This is a genomic window from Luteimonas rhizosphaerae (assembly GCF_002849595.1).
GTDB classification, from domain to species: Bacteria; Pseudomonadota; Gammaproteobacteria; order Xanthomonadales; family Xanthomonadaceae; genus Luteimonas; species Luteimonas cellulosilyticus.
Genome location: NZ_NRQR01000026.1, coordinates 153,867 through 172,901, shown reverse-complemented (window position 1 = coordinate 172,901; position 19,035 = coordinate 153,867). Strand labels below are relative to the sequence as shown.

At 65.0% G+C, this 19,035-nt stretch carries 18 protein-coding genes; 11 read left to right on the top strand and 7 right to left on the bottom strand.

Annotated elements, in window-relative coordinates; all coding sequences use genetic code 11:
* The first annotated feature begins 33 nt into the window (after positions 1-33).
* From CJ022_RS14165 to CJ022_RS14155, 3 genes are all read left to right on the top strand, one after another.
* Complete coding sequence (locus CJ022_RS14165; RefSeq protein ID WP_101927273.1) at positions 34-393, top strand: excalibur calcium-binding domain-containing protein; 360 nt, start codon at positions 34-36, stop codon at positions 391-393.
* Between the two features lie 298 nt (positions 394-691).
* The gene (gene gntA, locus CJ022_RS14160) at positions 692-1,426 is read left to right on the top strand and encodes a guanitoxin biosynthesis heme-dependent pre-guanitoxin N-hydroxylase GntA (protein ID WP_101927272.1); all 735 of its coding nucleotides are present in this window, start codon (positions 692-694) and stop codon (positions 1,424-1,426) included.
* On the top strand, positions 1,423-2,049 hold the full coding sequence (locus CJ022_RS14155; protein ID WP_101927271.1) for a DUF1989 domain-containing protein: 627 nt from the start codon (positions 1,423-1,425) through the stop codon (positions 2,047-2,049). Before gntA ends, CJ022_RS14155 begins: the two co-directional genes overlap by 4 nt.
* A 146-nt stretch (positions 2,050-2,195) precedes the next feature.
* Here CJ022_RS14155 and CJ022_RS14150 read toward each other — a convergent pair whose 3' ends face one another.
* Complete coding sequence (locus tag CJ022_RS14150; RefSeq protein WP_101927270.1) at positions 2,196-3,305, bottom strand: aldo/keto reductase; 1,110 nt, start codon at positions 3,303-3,305, stop codon at positions 2,196-2,198.
* A 112-nt stretch (positions 3,306-3,417) separates the two neighbouring features.
* Between CJ022_RS14150 and CJ022_RS14145 the strand changes: the two genes are divergently transcribed.
* Complete coding sequence (locus CJ022_RS14145) at positions 3,418-4,317, top strand: LysR family transcriptional regulator (RefSeq protein ID WP_101927269.1); 900 nt, start codon at positions 3,418-3,420, stop codon at positions 4,315-4,317.
* A gap of 117 nt (positions 4,318-4,434) precedes the next feature.
* Here the strand turns inward: CJ022_RS14145 and CJ022_RS17300 are convergent, their stop codons facing one another.
* Positions 4,435-4,599 carry a hypothetical protein gene (locus tag CJ022_RS17300; protein ID WP_199171559.1) on the bottom strand — a complete coding sequence of 55 codons (165 nt, stop codon included), beginning with the start codon at positions 4,597-4,599 and terminating at the stop codon, positions 4,435-4,437.
* Between the two features lie 206 nt (positions 4,600-4,805).
* Positions 4,806-5,216, bottom strand: coding sequence for a hypothetical protein (locus CJ022_RS14140; RefSeq protein ID WP_101927268.1), 411 nt, complete (start codon positions 5,214-5,216; stop codon positions 4,806-4,808).
* A gap of 338 nt (positions 5,217-5,554) precedes the next feature.
* On the opposite strand from CJ022_RS14140, the gene CJ022_RS14135 reads away from it, so the two are divergent.
* Complete coding sequence (locus CJ022_RS14135) at positions 5,555-6,175, top strand: hypothetical protein (protein WP_101927267.1); 621 nt, start codon at positions 5,555-5,557, stop codon at positions 6,173-6,175.
* Between the two features lie 48 nt (positions 6,176-6,223).
* The gene (locus tag CJ022_RS14130; protein ID WP_101927561.1) at positions 6,224-6,580 is read left to right on the top strand and encodes an iron chaperone; all 357 of its coding nucleotides are present in this window, start codon (positions 6,224-6,226) and stop codon (positions 6,578-6,580) included.
* 114 nt (positions 6,581-6,694) lie between these two features.
* Here the strand turns inward: CJ022_RS14130 and CJ022_RS14125 are convergent, their stop codons facing one another.
* A complete protein-coding gene (locus CJ022_RS14125) occupies positions 6,695-7,861 on the bottom strand; it encodes a hypothetical protein (protein ID WP_233198808.1) in 1,167 nt (388 codons plus the stop codon).
* 535 nt (positions 7,862-8,396) lie between these two features.
* On the opposite strand from CJ022_RS14125, the gene CJ022_RS14120 reads away from it, so the two are divergent.
* Entirely contained in the window at positions 8,397-9,737 is a 1,341-nt protein-coding gene (locus CJ022_RS14120) for a putative bifunctional diguanylate cyclase/phosphodiesterase (protein ID WP_199171558.1), read from the top strand.
* A gap of 33 nt (positions 9,738-9,770) precedes the next feature.
* Positions 9,771-10,223 carry a hypothetical protein gene (locus CJ022_RS14115; protein WP_101927265.1) on the top strand — a complete coding sequence of 151 codons (453 nt, stop codon included), beginning with the start codon at positions 9,771-9,773 and terminating at the stop codon, positions 10,221-10,223.
* A gap of 185 nt (positions 10,224-10,408) precedes the next feature.
* Here CJ022_RS14115 and CJ022_RS14110 read toward each other — a convergent pair whose 3' ends face one another.
* The 3 genes from CJ022_RS14110 to aceE form a co-directional block, all read right to left on the bottom strand.
* Positions 10,409-11,077 carry an HNH endonuclease signature motif containing protein gene (locus CJ022_RS14110; protein ID WP_199171557.1) on the bottom strand — a complete coding sequence of 223 codons (669 nt, stop codon included), beginning with the start codon at positions 11,075-11,077 and terminating at the stop codon, positions 10,409-10,411.
* A 494-nt stretch (positions 11,078-11,571) separates the two neighbouring features.
* Positions 11,572-12,972 (bottom strand): SIR2 family protein, encoded by a 1,401-nt coding sequence (locus CJ022_RS14105; protein WP_199171556.1) that lies wholly within the window; start codon positions 12,970-12,972, stop codon positions 11,572-11,574.
* A gap of 219 nt (positions 12,973-13,191) precedes the next feature.
* On the bottom strand, positions 13,192-15,882 hold the full coding sequence (gene aceE / locus CJ022_RS14100) for a pyruvate dehydrogenase (acetyl-transferring), homodimeric type (protein ID WP_101927262.1): 2,691 nt from the start codon (positions 15,880-15,882) through the stop codon (positions 13,192-13,194).
* A 197-nt stretch (positions 15,883-16,079) separates the two neighbouring features.
* Here aceE and CJ022_RS14095 point away from each other — a divergent pair, with 197 nt between their 5' ends.
* Genes CJ022_RS14095 through CJ022_RS14085 form a run of 3 tightly spaced genes read left to right on the top strand, consistent with a single transcriptional unit; the run spans position 16,080 to position 18,730 of the window.
* The gene (locus CJ022_RS14095) at positions 16,080-17,882 is read left to right on the top strand and encodes a sensor histidine kinase (protein WP_101927261.1); all 1,803 of its coding nucleotides are present in this window, start codon (positions 16,080-16,082) and stop codon (positions 17,880-17,882) included.
* A gap of 14 nt (positions 17,883-17,896) precedes the next feature.
* Positions 17,897-18,337 (top strand): response regulator, encoded by a 441-nt coding sequence (locus CJ022_RS14090; protein ID WP_101927260.1) that lies wholly within the window; start codon positions 17,897-17,899, stop codon positions 18,335-18,337.
* A gap of 12 nt (positions 18,338-18,349) precedes the next feature.
* Positions 18,350-18,730, top strand: a complete 381-nt coding sequence (locus CJ022_RS14085; RefSeq protein ID WP_233198833.1) for a response regulator — start codon at positions 18,350-18,352, stop codon at positions 18,728-18,730.
* Positions 18,731-19,035 lie beyond the last annotated feature (305 nt).

Sequence of the window (19,035 nt, the reverse complement as noted above, 5' to 3'; positions counted from 1 at the left end):
AGGCTGTCGGTAACATCACCACTGCGAATACCCATGCCCGCACCGCCTCGCCACCTGATCGCGCTCGTCCTCGCCCTGGGCGTCGGCGCGGCGCATGCGCACGGCGGCGGGCTCGACCGGCACGGCTGCCACAACGATCGCAAGAACGGCGACTACCACTGCCATCGCCCTGCCGCATCGGCGCCGCCGTCCGTGCAGCCGCTGCCATCGCGCTCCGCACCCGCGTCACCCCGCTTCGGCCTGCAGCCGCAGCGATCGCAGGGTGCGTTCCGCAACTGCACCGAGGCACGCGAGGCCGGCGCCGCACCGGTGCATCGCGGCGAGCCGGGTTACGGCCCGCATCTTGATCGCGACGACGACGGCGTGGGCTGCGAGCCGCAACGCGGTCGTTAAGCAACAGCAGTGGCGAAACCGGGCACCCTCCCGTCACCCTCGCTTGAGTGATGCGCCGCGTTATCACGACAACGCGTCTGCGCTTGCAGACAGGCGCGAATCGCGGATGCCGCCGCGTCCGCAGTGAAAAGGATGCAGTGTCTGCACGTTCTGACCGCGGCAATGTCGGGGCCTATGACAGTCGCCGCACAAAGCTGTCCTGCTTCTAACCGACCCGTCCCGCTTGTCCCGTTCGTACACAGTCGCATCCCGACCCAGTGCCTAGGCTCCGAGTCCCGCAAGCCGATCTGATGCACTCATGGCCTCTTCACCCGCACGTTGTCCGCATGTCTCGCGTCCCGTCACGTCGCCAGGCATTGCGTCCCCCGCCCATCTGCCCGAGTTGTTCTTCGAGAAGATCCGCGCGGCCGACTGGCCCTGCGTCGGCTCCAAGGCTGCCCTGGCCAAGGATGCGCTGGAGCCACACGTGTTCGGGCGGATGGGGGACCGGATCAACGATGCGCCGCTGCTCGAAGGGCTCGCGCGCTTCGCGCGGAAGATCGAGCAGGAACCGGACGACAGCAAGACAGTGCATTCCTTCGTCGCGATCTTCGAGGGTCCGCGCGACACGGACGAGTCCCGTTTCGAGGCCATGCTCTGGTCGCAGCTCCAGCGTCTGCACGATCTCGACATCAAGGGCGGCACGCGCTGGGCCCCCGACGTGAGCCGCGACCCCGACGATCCGCATTTCAGCCTGAGCCTGGCCGGTCACGCCTTCTTCGTCATCGGCCTGCATCCCGGGGCGTCGCGCATCGCGCGCCAGTTCGACACGCCGGTACTGGTGTTCAATTCCCACCAGCAGTTCGAGAAGCTGCGTGAGGACGGCCGCTACCAGAAGATGCAGGTCGCCACCCGCGAACGCGATATTGCGCTGCAGGGTTCCATCAACCCGAACCTCGCCGACTTCGGCGCCGCGGCCGAGACGCGCCAGTACAGCGGTCGCAAGACCGGTGCGGACTGGGTGTGCCCGTTCCGCGTGAGGAGCCCGAAGTGAGCGAATCGAACACCCAGCGCATTCCGCCCTGCTCGGGGCGTGCGGTGACACTCGAGGCAGGCGACGAGCTGATCATCATCGACCCGATGGGCGAGCAAGTCAGCGACCTGACCGCCTTCGCCCGCGACGACACGGCCGAATACCTGTCGTCGGGACGCTCCATCGACTACGCGTCCAAGCTGTTCCTGAGCACCGGCGACACGCTCTACTCGAACCGCAGCAACCCCATGTTCTCGATCGTCGAGGACACCTGCGGGCGGCACGACTTCACCCTGACGCCGTGCTCGAAGACGATGTTCGAGAAGCTCTACGGCGAGACCGAAGGCCGCCCGGGCTGCGAGGGCAACCTCGCCTCGGCCCTGGCGCCCTACGGCATCGGCGTCGACCGCATCCCCATCGCGTTCAACGTCTTCATGCATGTCGCGTTCGACGCATCGGGCAAGGTGTCCGTCCTGCCGCCGCTGAGCAAGCCCGGCGACTTCATCCGCCTGCGCGCGGAGATGCCGCTGGTCGCCGCGATGACCGCGTGCTCCGCGGGACAGTCGAACAACTTCCACTACAAGCCGATCGATTTCCGGGTGCTGCGCGACGGGATTGATGTGACGCTGGACGCGCTGGGCTGATTGCCATCGCTGGCCCGTGTATCCGTCTGCCTGACCTTCGCGATATCGAGCCACTCCTGACCAAGAGTGGCTTGCTCCCGTAACGCCAGGTCCGCATCACGGTTCGCCTGCGCCCCCTTGGCGCCCCGCGCGCTCGCGCTGCACCGCTACCGCTGTGCCCACCCCGTCGCATGTTCAACGCCGAAGCGCATCTGCGGCGGCAGCTGGAAGATGAAGTAGGGGTTGAGTGATGGCGGGCGACTCGCCTCATCCAGGCGCTGCTGCTGGTCCGCGGTCAGCGTGATGTCGAGCGACGCGATGTTCTGGTGCAACTGCTCGACGCGGCTGGCGCCCACCAGTACCGAGGACACGCCGGGCTGCGCCACCGTCCAGGCCAGCGCGACTTCCGCCATCGAACGCGCCTGCGCATCGGCCACCTCGCGCACGACGTCGACGATGTCGAAGTTGCGCTCGGTGAACAGCATGCCGCCGAAGGGATTGTCGCCATCGAGCCGGCCGTCGTCGTCGCTGCGTGTCGCCTCGCCACCCGACGCATTACCGGGCAGTCCTCCGCTGCGTGCGGCATCGGCGAGCTTGGAGCGGGCGTACTTGCCGGTCAGCAGTCCGCCACCCAACGGGCTCCACGGCACCAGGCCGAGGCCGAGCGCGTCACCCGCGGGCAGCAATTCGAGTTCCACGCCGCGATCGAGCAGCGAGTACTGGTACTGCAGCCCGATCGGCGCCGGCAGCCCGTGCGCCTGGGCCAGCGTCGCCACCCGCGCCACGTACCAGGCCGGCGTGTTGGAGAAGCCGTAATGCAGGATGCGCCCGGCACGCACTGCGTCGGTGAGCGTCTGCAGCACTTCCTCGGGCGGGGTGATGCGGTCCCAGACGTGCATCCAGTACAGATCGATGTAGTCGGTGCGCAGCCGGGCCAGCGAGCCGTCGAGCGCGGCGCGGATGTTCTTGGCGCCGTTGCCGCCGCCGTGGGCATTGCCCTGCATGCGCGGGAAGCCGGACTTGGTCGCCACCACCAAGCGCTCGCGGGCGCCCGCGTCGGCGATGAAGTCGCCGAGCATCGCCTCGCTGCGGCCGTCGCTGTAGAGATCGGCGGTATCGACGAAGTTGCCGCCCGCATCGATGTAGGCGTCGAACACCGCGCGCGACGCCGCGGCGTCGGTGCCCCAGCGCTGCGCGCCGAAGGTCATCGTGCCGAGCGCCAGCGGGCTCACCAGCAGGCCGGAGCGGCCAAGGGTGCGGTAATGCGTGAGGTCCATGGGGGTGTCCTGTGGGGTTGCCCGCAGTGCGGGCCGGACATCCAGCCTAGTGGCCGGCATCGCGTTTGATTAGCCATTGCCCGGCGCATGGGCTTGTGAGCACACTGCAGCAATGCAGCGCAACCCGCTCAACGATCTATTCGCCTTCGCCGCCGTGGCCCGCGAGCGCAGCTTCACCCGCGCCGCCGCCGCGCTGGGCCTCTCGCCCTCGGCCCTGAGCCATGCCATGCGCGGCTTGGAAGCGCGGCTGGGCGTGCGCCTGCTCGCCCGCACCACCCGCAGCGTGGCGCCGACCGAGGCCGGCCAACGCCTGCTGCAGTCGCTGGCCCCGGCGCTGGCCGGCATCGAAGACGGCCTGGCCGCACTCGACGCCTGGCGCGACCAGCCGCTGGGCGCCTTGCGCATCACCACCTTCACCTATGCCGCGCAACGCGTGCTGGCGCCCCGGCTGCCGGCGTTCCTGCTCGCCCATCCCGGTATCCAGGTGGAAGTGGTGGTGGACAACGGCCTGACCGACATCGTCGCGGACGGCTTCGATGCCGGCATCCGCTTCGGCGATACCGTCGAGCAGGACATGATCGCCGTGCGCATCGGGCCGGACCTGCGCACGATCGTCGTCGGCACACCCGACTACTTCGCCCGCCACCCCGCGCCGCACACCCCGGACGACCTGAAGGACCACGCCTGCATCGGCTACCGCCTGCGCACGTCGGGCGGCCTGCTGCCGTGGGAGTTCACGCACGAAGGCCGCGAGATCCGCGTCCGCGCCCACGGCCCGCTGGTCGTCGACGATGTGGAGGTCGCCCTGGCCGCCGTGCGCGCCGGCGCCGTGCTCGGCTACCAGATGGAACAGGACGTGGCCGAGGACATCGCCGCCGGGCGCCTCGTGCAAGTGCTCGATGCCTGGTGCGAACCGTTCGCCGGCTGCCATCTCTACCACCCGAGCCGGCGACAGACGCCGCCTGCATTGCGGGCGCTGATCGATGCGCTGCGGTACGAGGGGGAAGGGTGAGCACCCCAATCTTGACGGGGCCGCATTGAGCGCCGATCCGGGATCGGTTGAACGGCCCGCCCCGAGCGACCTGCGGTTCGTCTGACCAACTGAAGCCGGCGCGGTGGCCAGGGGTGGTTACGGCCCGCTCGCCTCGTGCTGTCGCTTCCGCGCTTCCTCGTCCTTCTTGTCCTGCGCGTCCTTCTTCGCCTGGTCGTGGTGCCACTTGATCGAGAAGAACATGCCCACGCCGAGCACGAGCACCTTGAACACCATCAGGACGATCGGCACCCAGTCGTACATGTCTGCTCAGTTCCAGGCCGTCACTCGGCGCCGCATGGGGTGATGCGCGCGAACCGCCGCACATCGCTGTGGCAGCAGTTTCTTTCTTGCGTGCCATCGTCGAGCGGCATCTTAGACCGGTCGCCGGCTGGCCCCCCGCGACACGTTGTCGCACCCCTGTGCGCGGGCGGGAACGCCCTGCCGCACGTTGCTGACCGGGCACGCGTCTAACGCATGCGCGTCCACGGCACACCACTGGTGCCCTGCCGGCGTCCCTCGCAGGGATCGTCGATCACCGTCGCCGTGAGCACGTCGCTCGCCAGCGTCCAGCGGTAGCGACCCACGATGCCGATGCAGTCCTTGCCCATCTGCTGGCGCAGCATCTCGCTTTCCCAGGTGTCCTGCATGACGACCTCGTTCCCGCTGAGCGCGTAGGTGCCTCGCACCCAGTCCTCGCCCGTGGTCGTCGTGCCGACGAACGTGCCATCAGCGTTGAAGATGGCGACGTTCTCTCCGTTCTGGTACTTGCCTGGCTGGAACGCGGATGCGGCGCTGCTTCCACCGCTGCTCGCGCAGCCTGCGGCCAGTAGTGCGCAAGAGACTGACAAGGCAGCGGTGACTCGATTGATGCGCGTCATGCGGGTTCTCCATGGAATGCGGAGCTGGCGTCCATTCGCCGCTCCTCGGCAGGACAACGCACATAGCGCAGCACACCGGCCCTCGGGCTTCAGAGCCCGCACCGCAGCAAGTGAACCTGACACCATTAGCTTCGGTTCTTCCGCGACACGTTGTCGCACCCCTCTGCGCGGGCGGGGACGCGTGCCGCACGTTGCCGACCCGTCACGCGTCTAACGCATGCGCGTCAACGGCACACCACTGGTGCCCTCCCGGCGTCCCTCGCACGTAGCGCGGCAGCTTTCGTGCGACGCTCTTAGCGCGCTCATACGCAATCCACTCACTCACGGAGGGTGTCGAATTGATCAAGGACGTCATTGCCGCCGGCGGCGCCGGCTTCCTCATTCCCGTCGTGCTGTTCGCCCTGCTCCTGTACGCCGTTCGCGGCCTGTTCGGACTACATGGCCGGCGCAGCCAGCATCGGCGCGAGTTTCTGGAACACTGGGACACCAAGCGTGTCGACGACGACTTGTGGCTCGAAGTCACGATTCGTCATCTCTACGGCACGCACCTGCCGGCGCACATCATCCGCAGTGCGCTCGCGCACCCGCATACGAGCCAAGCCCTGCTGGACCTGTCGGAGCTGTGGGACTTCTTCGACTACGACCCTCAGACCAGAGCCGTCGCCTGGAAGCACAGGCGGCACCACAACGCGAAGACACGCAGCCTATTACGTCACTGGCCCACACTTCGATACTTCTTGCTCGCAGGCGTCGGCGCGTTTGCAGCGTATCTGGCAACACGCGTGGGGGGCTTCAACCAATGGGCGTTCGCAATCCTGGCCATGGTCATGATTGCCGCTGCGTTTCTCAGCCTTTGGCATGGCGAAGCCTTGCGGGTAGCCGCCACAGTAGGCGAGTCATGGATCAAGCGCATCAATGCCGAATCGGCACAGCACCAGGCAGTCGATGGCGCGATTTAAGTGAACCTCGCACCGTTGGCTGGCACCGCGCAGAAGGAGCACAAACCAGTGAATAAGAAGACCGACCACGACACTTACATTGATGCTGCGCCCGAGCAGTTCCGCGACGTCCTCAGACGCCTGCGTGCGCAACTGGCCCTTGCACTTCCCGATGCGCAGGAAGTGGTCAAGTACGACATGCCCGGCTTCGAAGTCGACGGCACCGTAGTGGCCGGCTATGCGGCCTTCAGTCGACAGTGCGGCCTCTACGTCGATCCGGCCGCAATTGCCGCCTGCGCCCTAGAGATATCGGACGCCAAGCTCAAGGCGACGAAGACCGGCGTGACGTTCCCGGCAAATCGACCGATTCCACATGGTCTGGTCACGCAACTCGCCACCCGGTCGCGCGACGCGAAGGGCATCTAGACCCACTGCCATTCGGCTGCCAATCCGGAGTGGCAGATCAAATGACACCACCGCGGATGGTTCGCCTGTTCAATGATCTGAGCGCTTGCGAAGAAGTGAACCTGACACCGTTATTCACCGCATCCCGCAGATCCGACCTTCGCAATGCCCGGTATCCAGAAACTGGATTGCCGAATGCCCGGGATCACCGCTCGGCGGCGGCGCGCCGCGGGCGACGAAGAACGTGGCCGAATGCGCCCCGTACAGGCCGGCGGGAATCTGGAAGGCCTCGAGCACCGTGTAGCTTCGATACGGCACGCCCTGCGCGCGCGAGGCGCTGCCACCCACGACCGGCGGCACGTCGCGTGTGCCCGCCTGCTGCTGCGCGCGTTCCCAGGCCTGCACGTCGGCGAGCGTCGCCGGCCGCAGGATGCCGGCGCGCAATGCCGCATCGATGCCCGCCTGCCCGGCAAGGGGCGCGTCCTTCAACTGGAACTGTTCCGCCGGGGCGGCCGCAGCATCGGTCACCAGCGCAGCGCCGGCAGGCAGCGTGCCCACCGTGACACGTCCGTCGCGGGCCTCGTAGGCGACGTCGACCGGGCGTCCGAACACCTGCCGCGCGATCGGGTTGAGCTTCGCCGACCCCTCGCCGCCCACGTAGGCATACCCGCAGGCGCCGCGATTGTCGTAGGTGCTCACCAACACCGGGACATCGGTCGGCAGGCCGGTCACGTGCTGGCGGTGGTAGCCGGTCACCACCACGGCCGCGATCCGTGTGCCCGCCGTCCAGCCCACCGTCCACACCGTGGGCTCGTACGCGCCCAGCAGCAAGGCCACCGGCACATCGGCCTGATGCACGGCCACCTGCATCGTGGTCGCCGAATGACCGCTCTGATCGATCTGGAAGCCAGCGGGTGCGCCTGCATAGCCGCCCGCTGCAAACACGCGCGCATCGTGCGGCATTGCGAAGCCATCGAGTCGGCACTCGACTGCAGAGGACTCGCCTGCGCTGCCCGGCTCGAACGCGAACGGCTTGGTCGCGCCGAGCGGGACGGATGTCATGGACTCCACGGCCGGCGCGCTGTCGACATGCGCTGTCGCAGCGGGCGCGGCAGGCGCGGCGTCTACGCCGGGATCCGCGCCGCTGGCGCTCGTCTCGACCTCGGTCACTGCCAGCTCCGTGCATCCGGCCACGGCCATCACACCGGCAAGTATCATCCACCGCATTCCGTTGCCCATCCGCCTGCGTGCCATGTCGTGATCCATCACCGGGGAGACGGGAATGTAGCGCACGACGAGCACGCCGTGATCGGACGTGAAGCCGGGACCACCACCTCCCGCGTGATCCTCTGATCAGCGGCGCGCTGACCAGGCGGCGCGCGTCGGGTCAGCCTGCGAACACCGCATGCACACCGATCGAGGTCGAGCCTCGCGCGTTCGGGATCACAACCTGCCCCGGTTCCTTGAGCGGCCAGCTCGATGCCAGTCCGTGCATCCACGCCCTGGATACCCGCCGCGTCCGTGACACGCCCGACGCTGCCAGGCGTAAGCCCAATCCTGGCAATCGAGCGTGGCACTGATCACAGTTCCTGCAGCGCTTCTCCGCGCTCGCCCCGGCGAACCCTAGAATGCCCGCCGCTGCGGACGCGTCACGGATCGAACGCATCGATCCGAGCGCGCCTCCCACCGAGTTGCCGACGAGGCGAAGCACGCAGACCGCACGACGTCCCTGTGCATACGGCGCGCCAAAGCGCCTCCCGAAGACACCCTGCCCGGCCAGTCCTCCCCGGAAGACGGACGTGCACCTCGCGCTTGCGCTCGAAGACCCATGCACAGAATGAAACACATCGCCGCTCACGATCGGCATGGAATGCTGAAATTCCAGAGCGCGGCGCGGCGCGAGAAGATCTCCGCCATCCTGACGTTGACGGGCGTGGCATCCATCACGCTCGGGCTGGCGTGGACGGTGTGCTACTGGTACTTCGATCGCGTGGAACTGGCGGGGCTGTTCTTCGCAGTTGCAGTGGTCGGCGTGCTCGCACTGGCCCGCAGACGGCGAGGCGACGGCAAGTCGGTCCTGCTGGTCGCACACGGCATCCTGGTCGCGGTGTGCGGCATCGCGCTGATCGATGCGCCCATTGCATGGGTGCCACGATCGGCGCACATGTTTCTGCTTCCGCTCGCGGCCGCCGCGGCCTTCATCTTCGAAGCACGCGAGCGCTACGGCTCCCTGGTCTTCCCGATGCTCTGCCTGGCCGCATTCGCGGCGTTCGCGGCCGGCGCGCTGGATCCACTGGCGCCGGGGATTTCGCCTCCCGTCGAGGTGCGCGAGTGGGGCGCGCGCTCGAACATCATCTTCGCCATCGCGCTGCTGGCCATCATCTTCAAGATCTACCGGGCGGACGTCGGCAAGCGGCTGCAGCTCGAGCGCGAACTGGGACGTGCCGTGCGGAACGGCGAAATCGAGGTGATGTACCAGCCGCAGGTGCGGGGCGATGGCACGGTCACCGGCGTGGAAGCGCTGGCGCGATGGCGGCACCCGTCCGGAACGTTGCTGTCACCCGATGTGTTCATCCCGTTGGCCGAAGAAAGCACGCTGATCAGCGACATCGGCCTGGAAGTCCTGCGCCAAGCCTGCGAGAAGCTCAAGGCGTGGTCCGAAGTGGCGAACACCCGGCATCTCCGCATCGCGGTCAACGTCAGCCCGATGCAGCTGATGGACGAGGACTTCACGCCGTCCCTCACCGCCGTCATCCGCCAGGCGGACATCGACCCGGCGCTGCTGGAACTCGAACTCACCGAGTCCGCGCTGTCCACCAACACCTCGGCGATCGTCGACAAGATGCGGGCGATCGAAGCGCTGGGCATCACCTGGGCGCTGGACGACTTCGGCACCGGCTATTCGTCCCTGGCCACGCTGCGCCAACTGCCGGTGCGCAAGCTGAAGATCGACCGCCAGTTCGTGCAGGAAGCCGCCGGTCAGGACAGCGCACAACGCCTGTTAGGCAAGATCATCGAGATCTCCCAAGTGATGCACATGAGCGCGCTGGCCGAGGGTGTCGAATCCGTTGCCCAACGCGATCTGCTGATCGGGATGGGCTGCGATCATTTCCAGGGCTACCTGTTTGCGCGCCCCATGTCCGAATCGATGCTGGAGGATTGGCTCAACGCACAGTGAAGAGACGGCCCGAGGCATCAGCCCGCAAAGTAAGTGAACCTGACCCCGTTAGTCCGCCATCTCTACGGCACACACCTGCCGGCGCACGTCATTCGCAACGCGCTCGCACACCCGCATACGAGCCAAGCCCTGCTGGACCTATCGGAGCTGTGGGACTTCTTCGATTACGACCCGGCGGCCCGAGCCGTGGCCTGGAAGTACACGCCACATCGCAGCGCACGGATTCGCGCGCTCCTCCGCCACTGGCCCACGCTCCGCTACTTCCTGTTCGCAGGCGTGGGCGCGCTCGCTGCGTATCTCGCAACGCACGCGACTGGCTTCAGCCAGCGGGCGTACGCAATCCTCGCCACCGTCATGATCGCCGCAGCGTTTCTCAGCCTTTGGCATGGCGAAGCCCTGAAGATCGCCGAACGGGTTGGCGAATCATGGATTAGACGCATCAACGCCGACTCGGACCAGCGCCATGCAGTCGACGATGCGTCTTAAGTAAACCTGGCACGGTTAGTTAACCTGGCACCGTTAGCTGCGGGTCGATCCCGAGAGATTGATTTCCATCGCGTCCAGGCCATGGGTGACCAACAGATCTCGCTTGACCTCGTCGACGGCCAAGGAAGTGAACCTGGCACCGTCATCCCCATGAAAACGTGGGGAAACCTTAGAACCTGCCCCGGTTATTTGGTTCCAAGCCCCACTTCGAACTTCGCAGCAAATCTCATCAGTTCCGCGTTAATCGCCTCTGCATCGGGAGATACATGCGCCTCTCGGTGACAGTTCGGACAGATTGCAACACATGTCCATACGCGATCGCTTTTTTCCACACCCATGATGTGGTGCACATCAAGAAAATTTCCGTAAGGCCGACTGTCCTTGCATCGCTCACAGATGCCGTTAGCGCGCTGACGCACACGCTCACGCACTCGTCGAGAGCGGCGAACCTTGGATTGCTTAACGAACACCCGCCCGGCGCCGTCGTGACCTATGTTGGAAGGAAGTCCAGGGTAGTCGTCGTAAGTATCGTTAGTCTCAGAAGCTAGCCCGGGCACCAGTTCGATGACACCTGGAAAGCCCCATAACTCGTCCGCAACAAGGTGTCCGGCTGGTGTCCGGTCGTCTTGCAGCCACAGAGTAGGACTGTGTCCGTTGGCAGCATGATTCTTCGTCTGACGACCGAGCCGCCCTTTCTGTATCAGTTCCTGACTTAAGTCATGCTGACGCCACCAGATATCACGCACCGCCGTCATCGGAATCAGTGCTGCAAACGAAATGCCAATCACCCCCGGCTGCGCAACTAGAAAATGGGTAATTCCCTGCTTCTGGTTTGACTTCACCAAGCTGGCCAAGGTCGCGTCCCAGCCCGCCTCAAGTCGCCGCGCCTTTAGCTGTGTAGCGGAGTAGCACATCTCTCTCGGATTACGGTCGTTTCGGTGCCAGCAGAGCTTCACCTTTGCAGTGATCGATATCCCCGATGACAACAACGCTGTTATCCGCTGTGTCGTCGCAGTGCCCGTGACTTGCCGTTGCTCCACAACGTCTGTCAAACCACATGATTCTAGGAACGGCTTGATAGAGTTCCGTGCCGACCTCTCTAACTCCATGCTGCGAGGCGATCGAAAAGGCCTGGCCTTTGCTTGCTTCTCCATGCGTCGACCTTAAATTCAATTAAGAGAGCAGAGATCCAGATCTGAAAAAGTTCGCGATGCGCAAGAGGAACCGCCGCAGCCCTAATCATCAGGGCGCCCCGCCCCGCCTCTTAAATCCTAAATATCAGAGAAATCCTGGCGGCAGATTCAGCGCGGCATACAAAAACAAAGCGCACAGGCTTGCAGCTGCTCTATCACCAGCCCCATTTCAATTTGTCAAACAAACTGGCCAATTTTCGATAGCTACTTGCATAACTAGACTTTTCGTAGTCCATCTTTGACTCGTTATCGACTAGAAATGACCTGAGAACATCCAAGTCGATCTTTTCCGCACTCAGAAACGGGATGTAAGCCGCAGCATTCTCTGGGGTGCAAGTGGCAATTATATCAGCCGCATTCTTACTCCGATGATGCCGCCTGAAGGGAGCCGCGTACTGCTTCATTCTAAACTCCCTGACATCGCGATTGACCCACTTGTCAAGGTTGAGACCGCTGGCTTCGTATTCCTTCTTGGATTTTATACCAGCCGCCTGCATGTACTTAAGAACGGGTATATTCTTAGAATTACGCCCTGCCGACTTAATAGTGTGCTCGAGAATCTGCCGAGGGTCGTATCCTCCATCCTCATGAAGAAGATCATGAATGAGGTCCAGCCCGCTTATCCCCGCATAGCCGATGTCACCGAGATTTGTCGCGGCAGGTGCAGCGCTTGCAACTCCGACGCCGACGAGGAACTCAACGTCGTCTTTATTTTCTATCTCATCGATTCCGACAACGCAAAGTTTCTTTTCCGGCTCTGCTGACTGTACCAACTCGTAAAGCTGTTCTTTGCAAAAACGGAGAACTCTTGCTGGAATTTTTCTCTTTGTCAGATCGATTGCTTCATAAATTCCCTTGAAGTCATTCGTTTTAACTAGCACAAGAGGAATTTGGACGCCATCGACAGTCAAATAAGTGTCGGAAACTGATTCAACCTCATTCCCGCCTAATCTCTGAACAAAAATTAGGTTCTTTCTTAGCTTTTCGACATTGCCTTTGCCAATGCAAAGGGATACGGACTTGAGAAGCGCCTGAATATTATCGTCAGATATCGAGTAACCTAGAAATATAACCGGATGCTCAACAAAAAGAGTGATCAGCTTCGCCGCCAAGTACGCGTTACGATCATTGAACTGATTGTAATCGGTGTCAGTAAGAATTAACGTATCAGGACGACCGCAGCTTCCGTGGATTTTGTAAATCTCTCCGATCTCTTGCGGATTCGAAAAGAGAAGCTCCTCTTGGCCCACGTAGACTTTGTAATCGGGAAATATCTGCTCCAAAAACAGATCCCAATTTGTTGTGATGACGCCGTCTACATTCAGGCTTGATAGCAACTTAACCTCGTCCGCATACGCTCCTGACAATGCAATTGTTTGATCAAGAGTGGATATGTAGGAGCAAATCTCAATACGAAGAGCAGATGATTCAGTGTGAATCTTGTCTTTGTACCTTTCGACACTGCCTTTGAATTCGGGAGCGCCCCACCAGTGCGCATTGAAATCCTTTGCAAGCGCCTGGGCTGCCGCAGGGTAACTTCCATCAGCAGTAGACAAGTAATACTCAAATGGCCGCCCCGTCACGCAGAACTTCGACAGAAGTCCCCGCCAATCTTCCAAGCCGAGGTAGCGTCGAGAAAACCCTGAACCTACGAACAAGAATGGACCAGCCGGCTTCGACGAAAATATATCGACCAGCGCACTCTTGATATTCACATCAGCCCCTTTTTCAAAAAGTAGTAAGGCGGCCTAAGCCGCCTTACTCCTCAAAGTCGATCAAACCCCGACCGGATTCGCCTTCTCCGGATCGATCTTGTACAGCTTGATCGCCCGGGCCACGTCCTTGCCGGTCATCTTGCCGTCCTTCGCCAGTGCATCGATCGCCGCCTGCGCGATGTAGTAACGATCCACTTCGAAGTGACGGCGCAGGTTGGCACGCGTATCCGAGCGGCCGAAGCCGTCGGTGCCGAGCACGGTGTACGTGGCCGGCACGAAGGCGCGGATCTGGTCGGCGAACGCGCGCACGTAGTCCGTCGCGGCGATGACCGGGCCCTGGCGGCCTTCCAGCAATTCGGTGACGTAGGCCTTCTTCCTGGTCTTGGCTTCCGGGTTGAAGCGGTTCCAGCGCTCGGCATCCCAGCCGTCTCGGCGCAGCTCGGTGAAGCTGGGGCAGGACCAGATGTCGGCGGTGACGCCGAAGTCCTTGTCCAGCAGCTCGGCGGCGGCGATGGCCTCGCGCAGGATGGTGCCGCTACCCAGCAGCTGCACGCGCAGCTCGCCCTTCTTGGGCTTGCCGGCGTCCTTGAGCAGGTACATGCCCTTGATGACGCCCTCGGCCGCGCCCGCGGGGAGCTCGGGGTGCGGGTAGTTCTCGTTCATCAGGGTGAGATAGAAGTACTCGTCCTGCTGCTCGTCGAGCATGCGCTGCATGCCGTGCTGCAGGATCACCGCCACTTCGCCGGCGAAGGTGGGGTCGTAGGCGCGGCAGTTGGGGATGGCGCCGGCCAGCAGGTGGCTGTGGCCGTCCTCGTGCTGCAGGCCTTCGCCGTTGAGCGTGGTGCGGCCGGCGGTCGCGCCGAGCAGGAAGCCGCGGGCGCGCATGTCGGCAGCCTGCCAGGCGGAGTCGCCGATGCGCTGGAAACCGAACATCGAGTAGTAGATGTAGAACGGCAGCATGGGCACGTCGTTGGTGCTGTAGCTGGTCGCGGCGGCCATCCAGCTGGAGAACGCGCCGGCCTCGGTGATGCCTTCTTCCAGCACCTGGCCGGCCGCGTCCTCGCGGTAGTACGACAGCTGGTCGCGGTCGACCGGCTTGTACTTCTGGCCCTGCGGGGCGTAGATGCCCAGCTGGCGGAACAGGCCTTCCATGCCGAAGGTGCGGGCCTCGTCGGCGACGATCGGCACCACGCGCGGGCCCACCTGCTTGTCGCGCAGGATGATGGACAGCGACTGCACGAAGGCCATCGTGGTGCTGATGCTGCGCTCGCCGGTGTCCTTCATCAGGCGCTCGAACACTTCCAGCTTCGGCGCCTTGAGGCTTTCGGTGGATTTCGCGCGGCGCTGCGGCAGGTAGCCGCCGAGGGCCTTGCGGCGCTCCTGGATGTACTGCACTTCCTCGGAGTCCGGGCCCGGGTGGTAGAACGGCACGTTGCCGTCCTTGAGCATCGCGTCGGTGACCGGGATCTTGAAGCGGTCGCGGAAGGTGCGCACCGAATCGTCGTCGAGCTTCTTGGTGTTGTGGGTGGGGTTGAGCGCCTCGCCGGCGCTGCCCATGCCGTAGCCCTTGACGGTCTTGGCGAGCACCACCGTGGGCTGGCCCTTGGTGTCCATGGCGTTCTGGTAGGCGGCGAAGACCTTATGCGGATCGTGGCCGCCGCGGTTGAGGCGCCAGATGTCGTCGTCGGACAGGCTGGCCACCATCTCGGCGGTTTCGGGGTACTTGCCGAAGAAGTTCTCGCGCGTGTACGCGCCGCCGAAGGCCTTGCAGTTCTGGTATTCGCCGTCGACGGTTTCCATCATCAGCTTCTTGAGGATGCCGTCCTTGTCCTTGGCGAGCAGCGGATCCCAGTAGCTGCCCCAGATCGCCTTGACGACGTTCCAGCCGGCGCCGCGGAACTGGCCTTCCAGCTCCTGGATGATCTTGCCGTTGCCGCGCACCGGGCCGTCGAGCCGCTGCAGGTTGCAGTTGATGACGAAGACCAGGTTGTCGAGGCCTTCGCGGCCGGCGACCGAGATCGCGCCGAGGCTTTCGGGCTCGTCGGTCTCGCCGTCGCCCATGAAGCACCACACCTTGCGGTCGGACTTGGGCATCAGGCCGCGCGCTTCGAGGTACTTCCAGTTGCGCGCCTGGTAGATGGCGGCGATCGGGCCGAGGCCCATCGAGACGGTCGGGGTCTGCCAGTAGTCGGGCATCAGCCACGGGTGCGGGTAGGACGAGATGCCCTGGCCGTCGACTTCCATGCGGAAGTGGTCGAGCTGGGTCTCGGTCAGGCGGCCTTCGAGGAACGAGCGCGCGTAGATGCCCGGCGAGCTGTGGCCCTGGGTGTAGAGCAGGTCGCCCGGGTGGTCGGCCGACGGCGCGCGGAAGAAGTGGTTGAAGCCCACGTCGTACAGCGTGGCCGACGAGGCGAAGCTGGCGATGTGGCCGCCGAGGTCGCCCGGCTTGCGGTTGGCGCGCACGACCATCGCCATCGCGTTCCAGCGGATGATCGAGCGGATACGCCATTCCAGCTCCGCGTTGCCCGGCATCTTGGGCTCGACGTGGGTGGGAATGGTGTTGACGTATTCGGTGGTCGGGTCGAACGGCAGGTGCGCGCCGGCGCGGCGCGTCAGCTCGACCATGTTCTCCAGCAGGCCATGCGCGCGCTCGGGGCCATCGGCATCGATGACGGCCTTCAGCGACTCGATCCATTCGCGGGTTTCGGTCGGATCGGGGTCGTTCTGCAGGACGTCGTTCAGCCAGTTCATTGCGTGCTCCAGCGCGGCGCGCACGGCCGCGGCATGTGGGGTCGAGAAGACTGCCGATTCTATCAGGGGTGACACCGGGGTCCGGACGGGGGCGAACGGTGCCGATTGCCTGTGGCAGCGCGGTCGGCGATGATTCGGCCATTCAGGGGAATGCGGCATCATGCGCGCCTGCCCGTGCGCCAGGATCCCGCTGCCCGATGCCCCACTCCGCCGCCCCGCCCCCGTTCCTGCTGAGCCGCTGGCGCCTGCCCGCGTTCGCGCTGGCGATCGTGGTCATCGTGGTCGGGCCGTTCCTGATCACGCGCACGGCGATGGACGCGTCCGAGAACGCGGCGGTCAAGGTCAAGCACACCTACGAGGTCGCCAGCCTGACCCAGACCGTGGCGGCCGATGCGCGCAGCCTGGAGGCCGCGGCGCTGACCCGGGTGCGCGGTATCGATTCGCCGGCGCTGCAGGCCCGCATCAGCGACGCCCGCGCGCGCATCCTGCCGAACCTCGAGGACATCAAGGCGCTGACCCGCGACAACCCCGAGCAGCAGGCCCGGGTGGGCGCGCTGCAGCGGTACCTGGAACAGCGGCTGGCGCGCATCGACGAGGTGACGGTGGCGGCCGAGTCCGCGGCCGACGACACGATCGACAGCATGATCCGGCTGTATCCGATCCAGGCGCTGATCGACGAGATCGTGGAGGCCGAACAGGCGCTGCTGGTCGAGCGCCTGGAGGTCTCGCAGCGCACGACGCGCGACGCGGAGATCGCGAGCTGGACGGCGATGCTGGTGCAGATCGCGCTGCTGGGCGGCGCCAGCTTCTTCGCGCTGCGCCAGCTGTCCGGGCGCCAGGAGGCCGAAGGCTTCGCCCAGCGCGCCAGCGCGCGCGCCGCGGCGGTGCTGGAGACCGTGCGCGAGCCGATCGTGCTGACCGACATGCAGCAGCGCGTGGTGATGTACAACGCCGCATTCGCCGAGCTCTACGGTGTGGAAGACGACGCGCGCGGCCTGCGCCTGGACGAGCTGGGCAACGGCGCCTGGAGCAATCCGGAAACCCTGCGCCGCCTGCAGGACGTGCTGGCCCGCGGCCGCGAGCTGTGGGACTTCAAGCAGGTCCAGCACACCGTCGACGGCCTGGAACGCACGATGCTGCTCAACGCGCGGCGCATGCAGCTGCCCGACCGCAACGCCGACGTGGCCCTGATCACCGCGTCCGATGTCACCGCGCAGAGCATCAGCGAGCGCCAGATCCGCGAGCTCAACCAGCAGCTCGAGGGCAAGGTGGCGCAGGTGTCGGACGTCAACCGGGAACTGGAAGCCTTTAGCTATTCGGTCTCCCACGACCTGCGCGCGCCGCTGCGCCACATCGCCGGCTTCGCCGACAAGCTGGGCCGCCATCTCGGCGACGACGTCGACGAGAAGACCACGCATTACCTCAACGTCATCGCCTCGTCGGCCAAGCGCATGTCGGCGCTGATCGACGACCTGCTGGTGTACTCGCGCCTGGGCCGCAGCGCGCTGCGCCTGCAGAGCGTGGACCTGCAGTCGCTGGTCGCCGACACCCGCGCGATGCTGGATTCGAACGCCGCCGCCGAACATGCCGGCCATCGCATCGAGTGGACGATCACGCCGCTGCCGATCGTCGTCGGCGACGAGAACATGCTGCGCCAGGTGTGGCTCAACCTGCTGGGCAACGCGGTCAAGTACAGCGTGGGCAGCGAGCCGGCGACGATCGAGATCGACTGCAGGAAGCTCGACGAGGGCGGTTACCAGTTCTCGGTGCGCGACAACGGCGCCGGCTTCGACATGCAGTACGCCGGCAAGCTGTTCGGCGTGTTCCAGCGCCTGCATTCGGCGACCGAATTCCCCGGCACCGGCGTCGGCCTGGCCAGCGTGCGCCGCGTGCTCGGCCGCCACGGCGGCCGCATCTGGGCCGACTCCGCGCCCGGCGAAGGCGCCACCTTCTTCTTCACCCTGCCCGCGTCCGCACAGGACGCGGGATCCTCCTCCTGACCGGACACAGACCCATGAGCGACATCCGCACGATCCTCCTCGCCGAGGACAGCCCGCACGACGCCGAGATGGCCATCGATGCGCTGCGCGACGCCCACCTCGCCAATCCCATCGTGCATGTCGAAGACGGCGTGGAATGCCTGGATTTCCTGTTCCGCCGCGGCAAGTACGCCGACCGCGCGGAAGGCGATCCGGCCGTGCTGCTGCTCGACATCAAGATGCCGCGCCTGGACGGCCTGGAAGTGCTGAAGCAGCTGCGCGAGCACGAGACCCTCAAGCGCATGCCGGTGGTGATCCTGTCGTCGTCGCGCGAGGAAAGCGATCTGGCGCGCAGCTGGGACCTCGGCGTGAACGCCTACGTGGTCAAGCCGGTCGACGTGGACCAGTTCTTCGAAGCGGTGCGCACGCTTGGCAAGTTCTGGGCCGTGCTCAACGAAGTGCCGGACGTCGAGTAAGCCTTGGGCGACGTGGACGCGGGCGGCGCGCTGCCGCCGCGGCGGCGGGTGCTGATCGTCGACGATTCGCGCGACGACGCCGAGCTGACCGAACTGGCCCTGCGCGACGCCGGCCTGCACATCGAGTGCCAGCGCGTGCACGGCGAGGCCGGCCTCACGGCCGCGCTGCGCGACTTCGTGCCCGAGATCGTGCTGTCCGACATCAACCTGCCGGGCTATTCCGGCGCCGAGGCGCTGGCCCTGACCCGCGCCGTGCTGCCGGCCGTGCCGCTGGTGTTCCTGACCGGCACGCTGGACACCCTGGACGACGCCCTTCCGGTCGCCGAGGGACTGGTGCTGAAGGACGACCTCGACGCCGAGCTGCCGCCGCTGGTGAGGCGTCTGCTGGCTTGAGGGCGTGGCGACCGGCGTCGCTGCTTATTTGTGGACGCCGGTTGGATTCTGACGCGCCGTTCCGGTCGTGCATCGCCGGCGGACCGATGCGGTCGTTGCCGCGCTGGGAAGACGCGGGGCTGAAGCAGGTGCTGCCTCCGTCGTAGAGGACCCCGAGACAAGGCGGGTCTGCGAGTCGCATGTGCCGACGTGCGTTCGTTGCATCGCCTGACGCCGTCGCGCGCAAGCGCGCTCCTACACGAGAGGGACCGATTGCGCGGCCCGCGCCGGATCGCGTTGCATGCCCGCATGAACGCGCTGGTGCA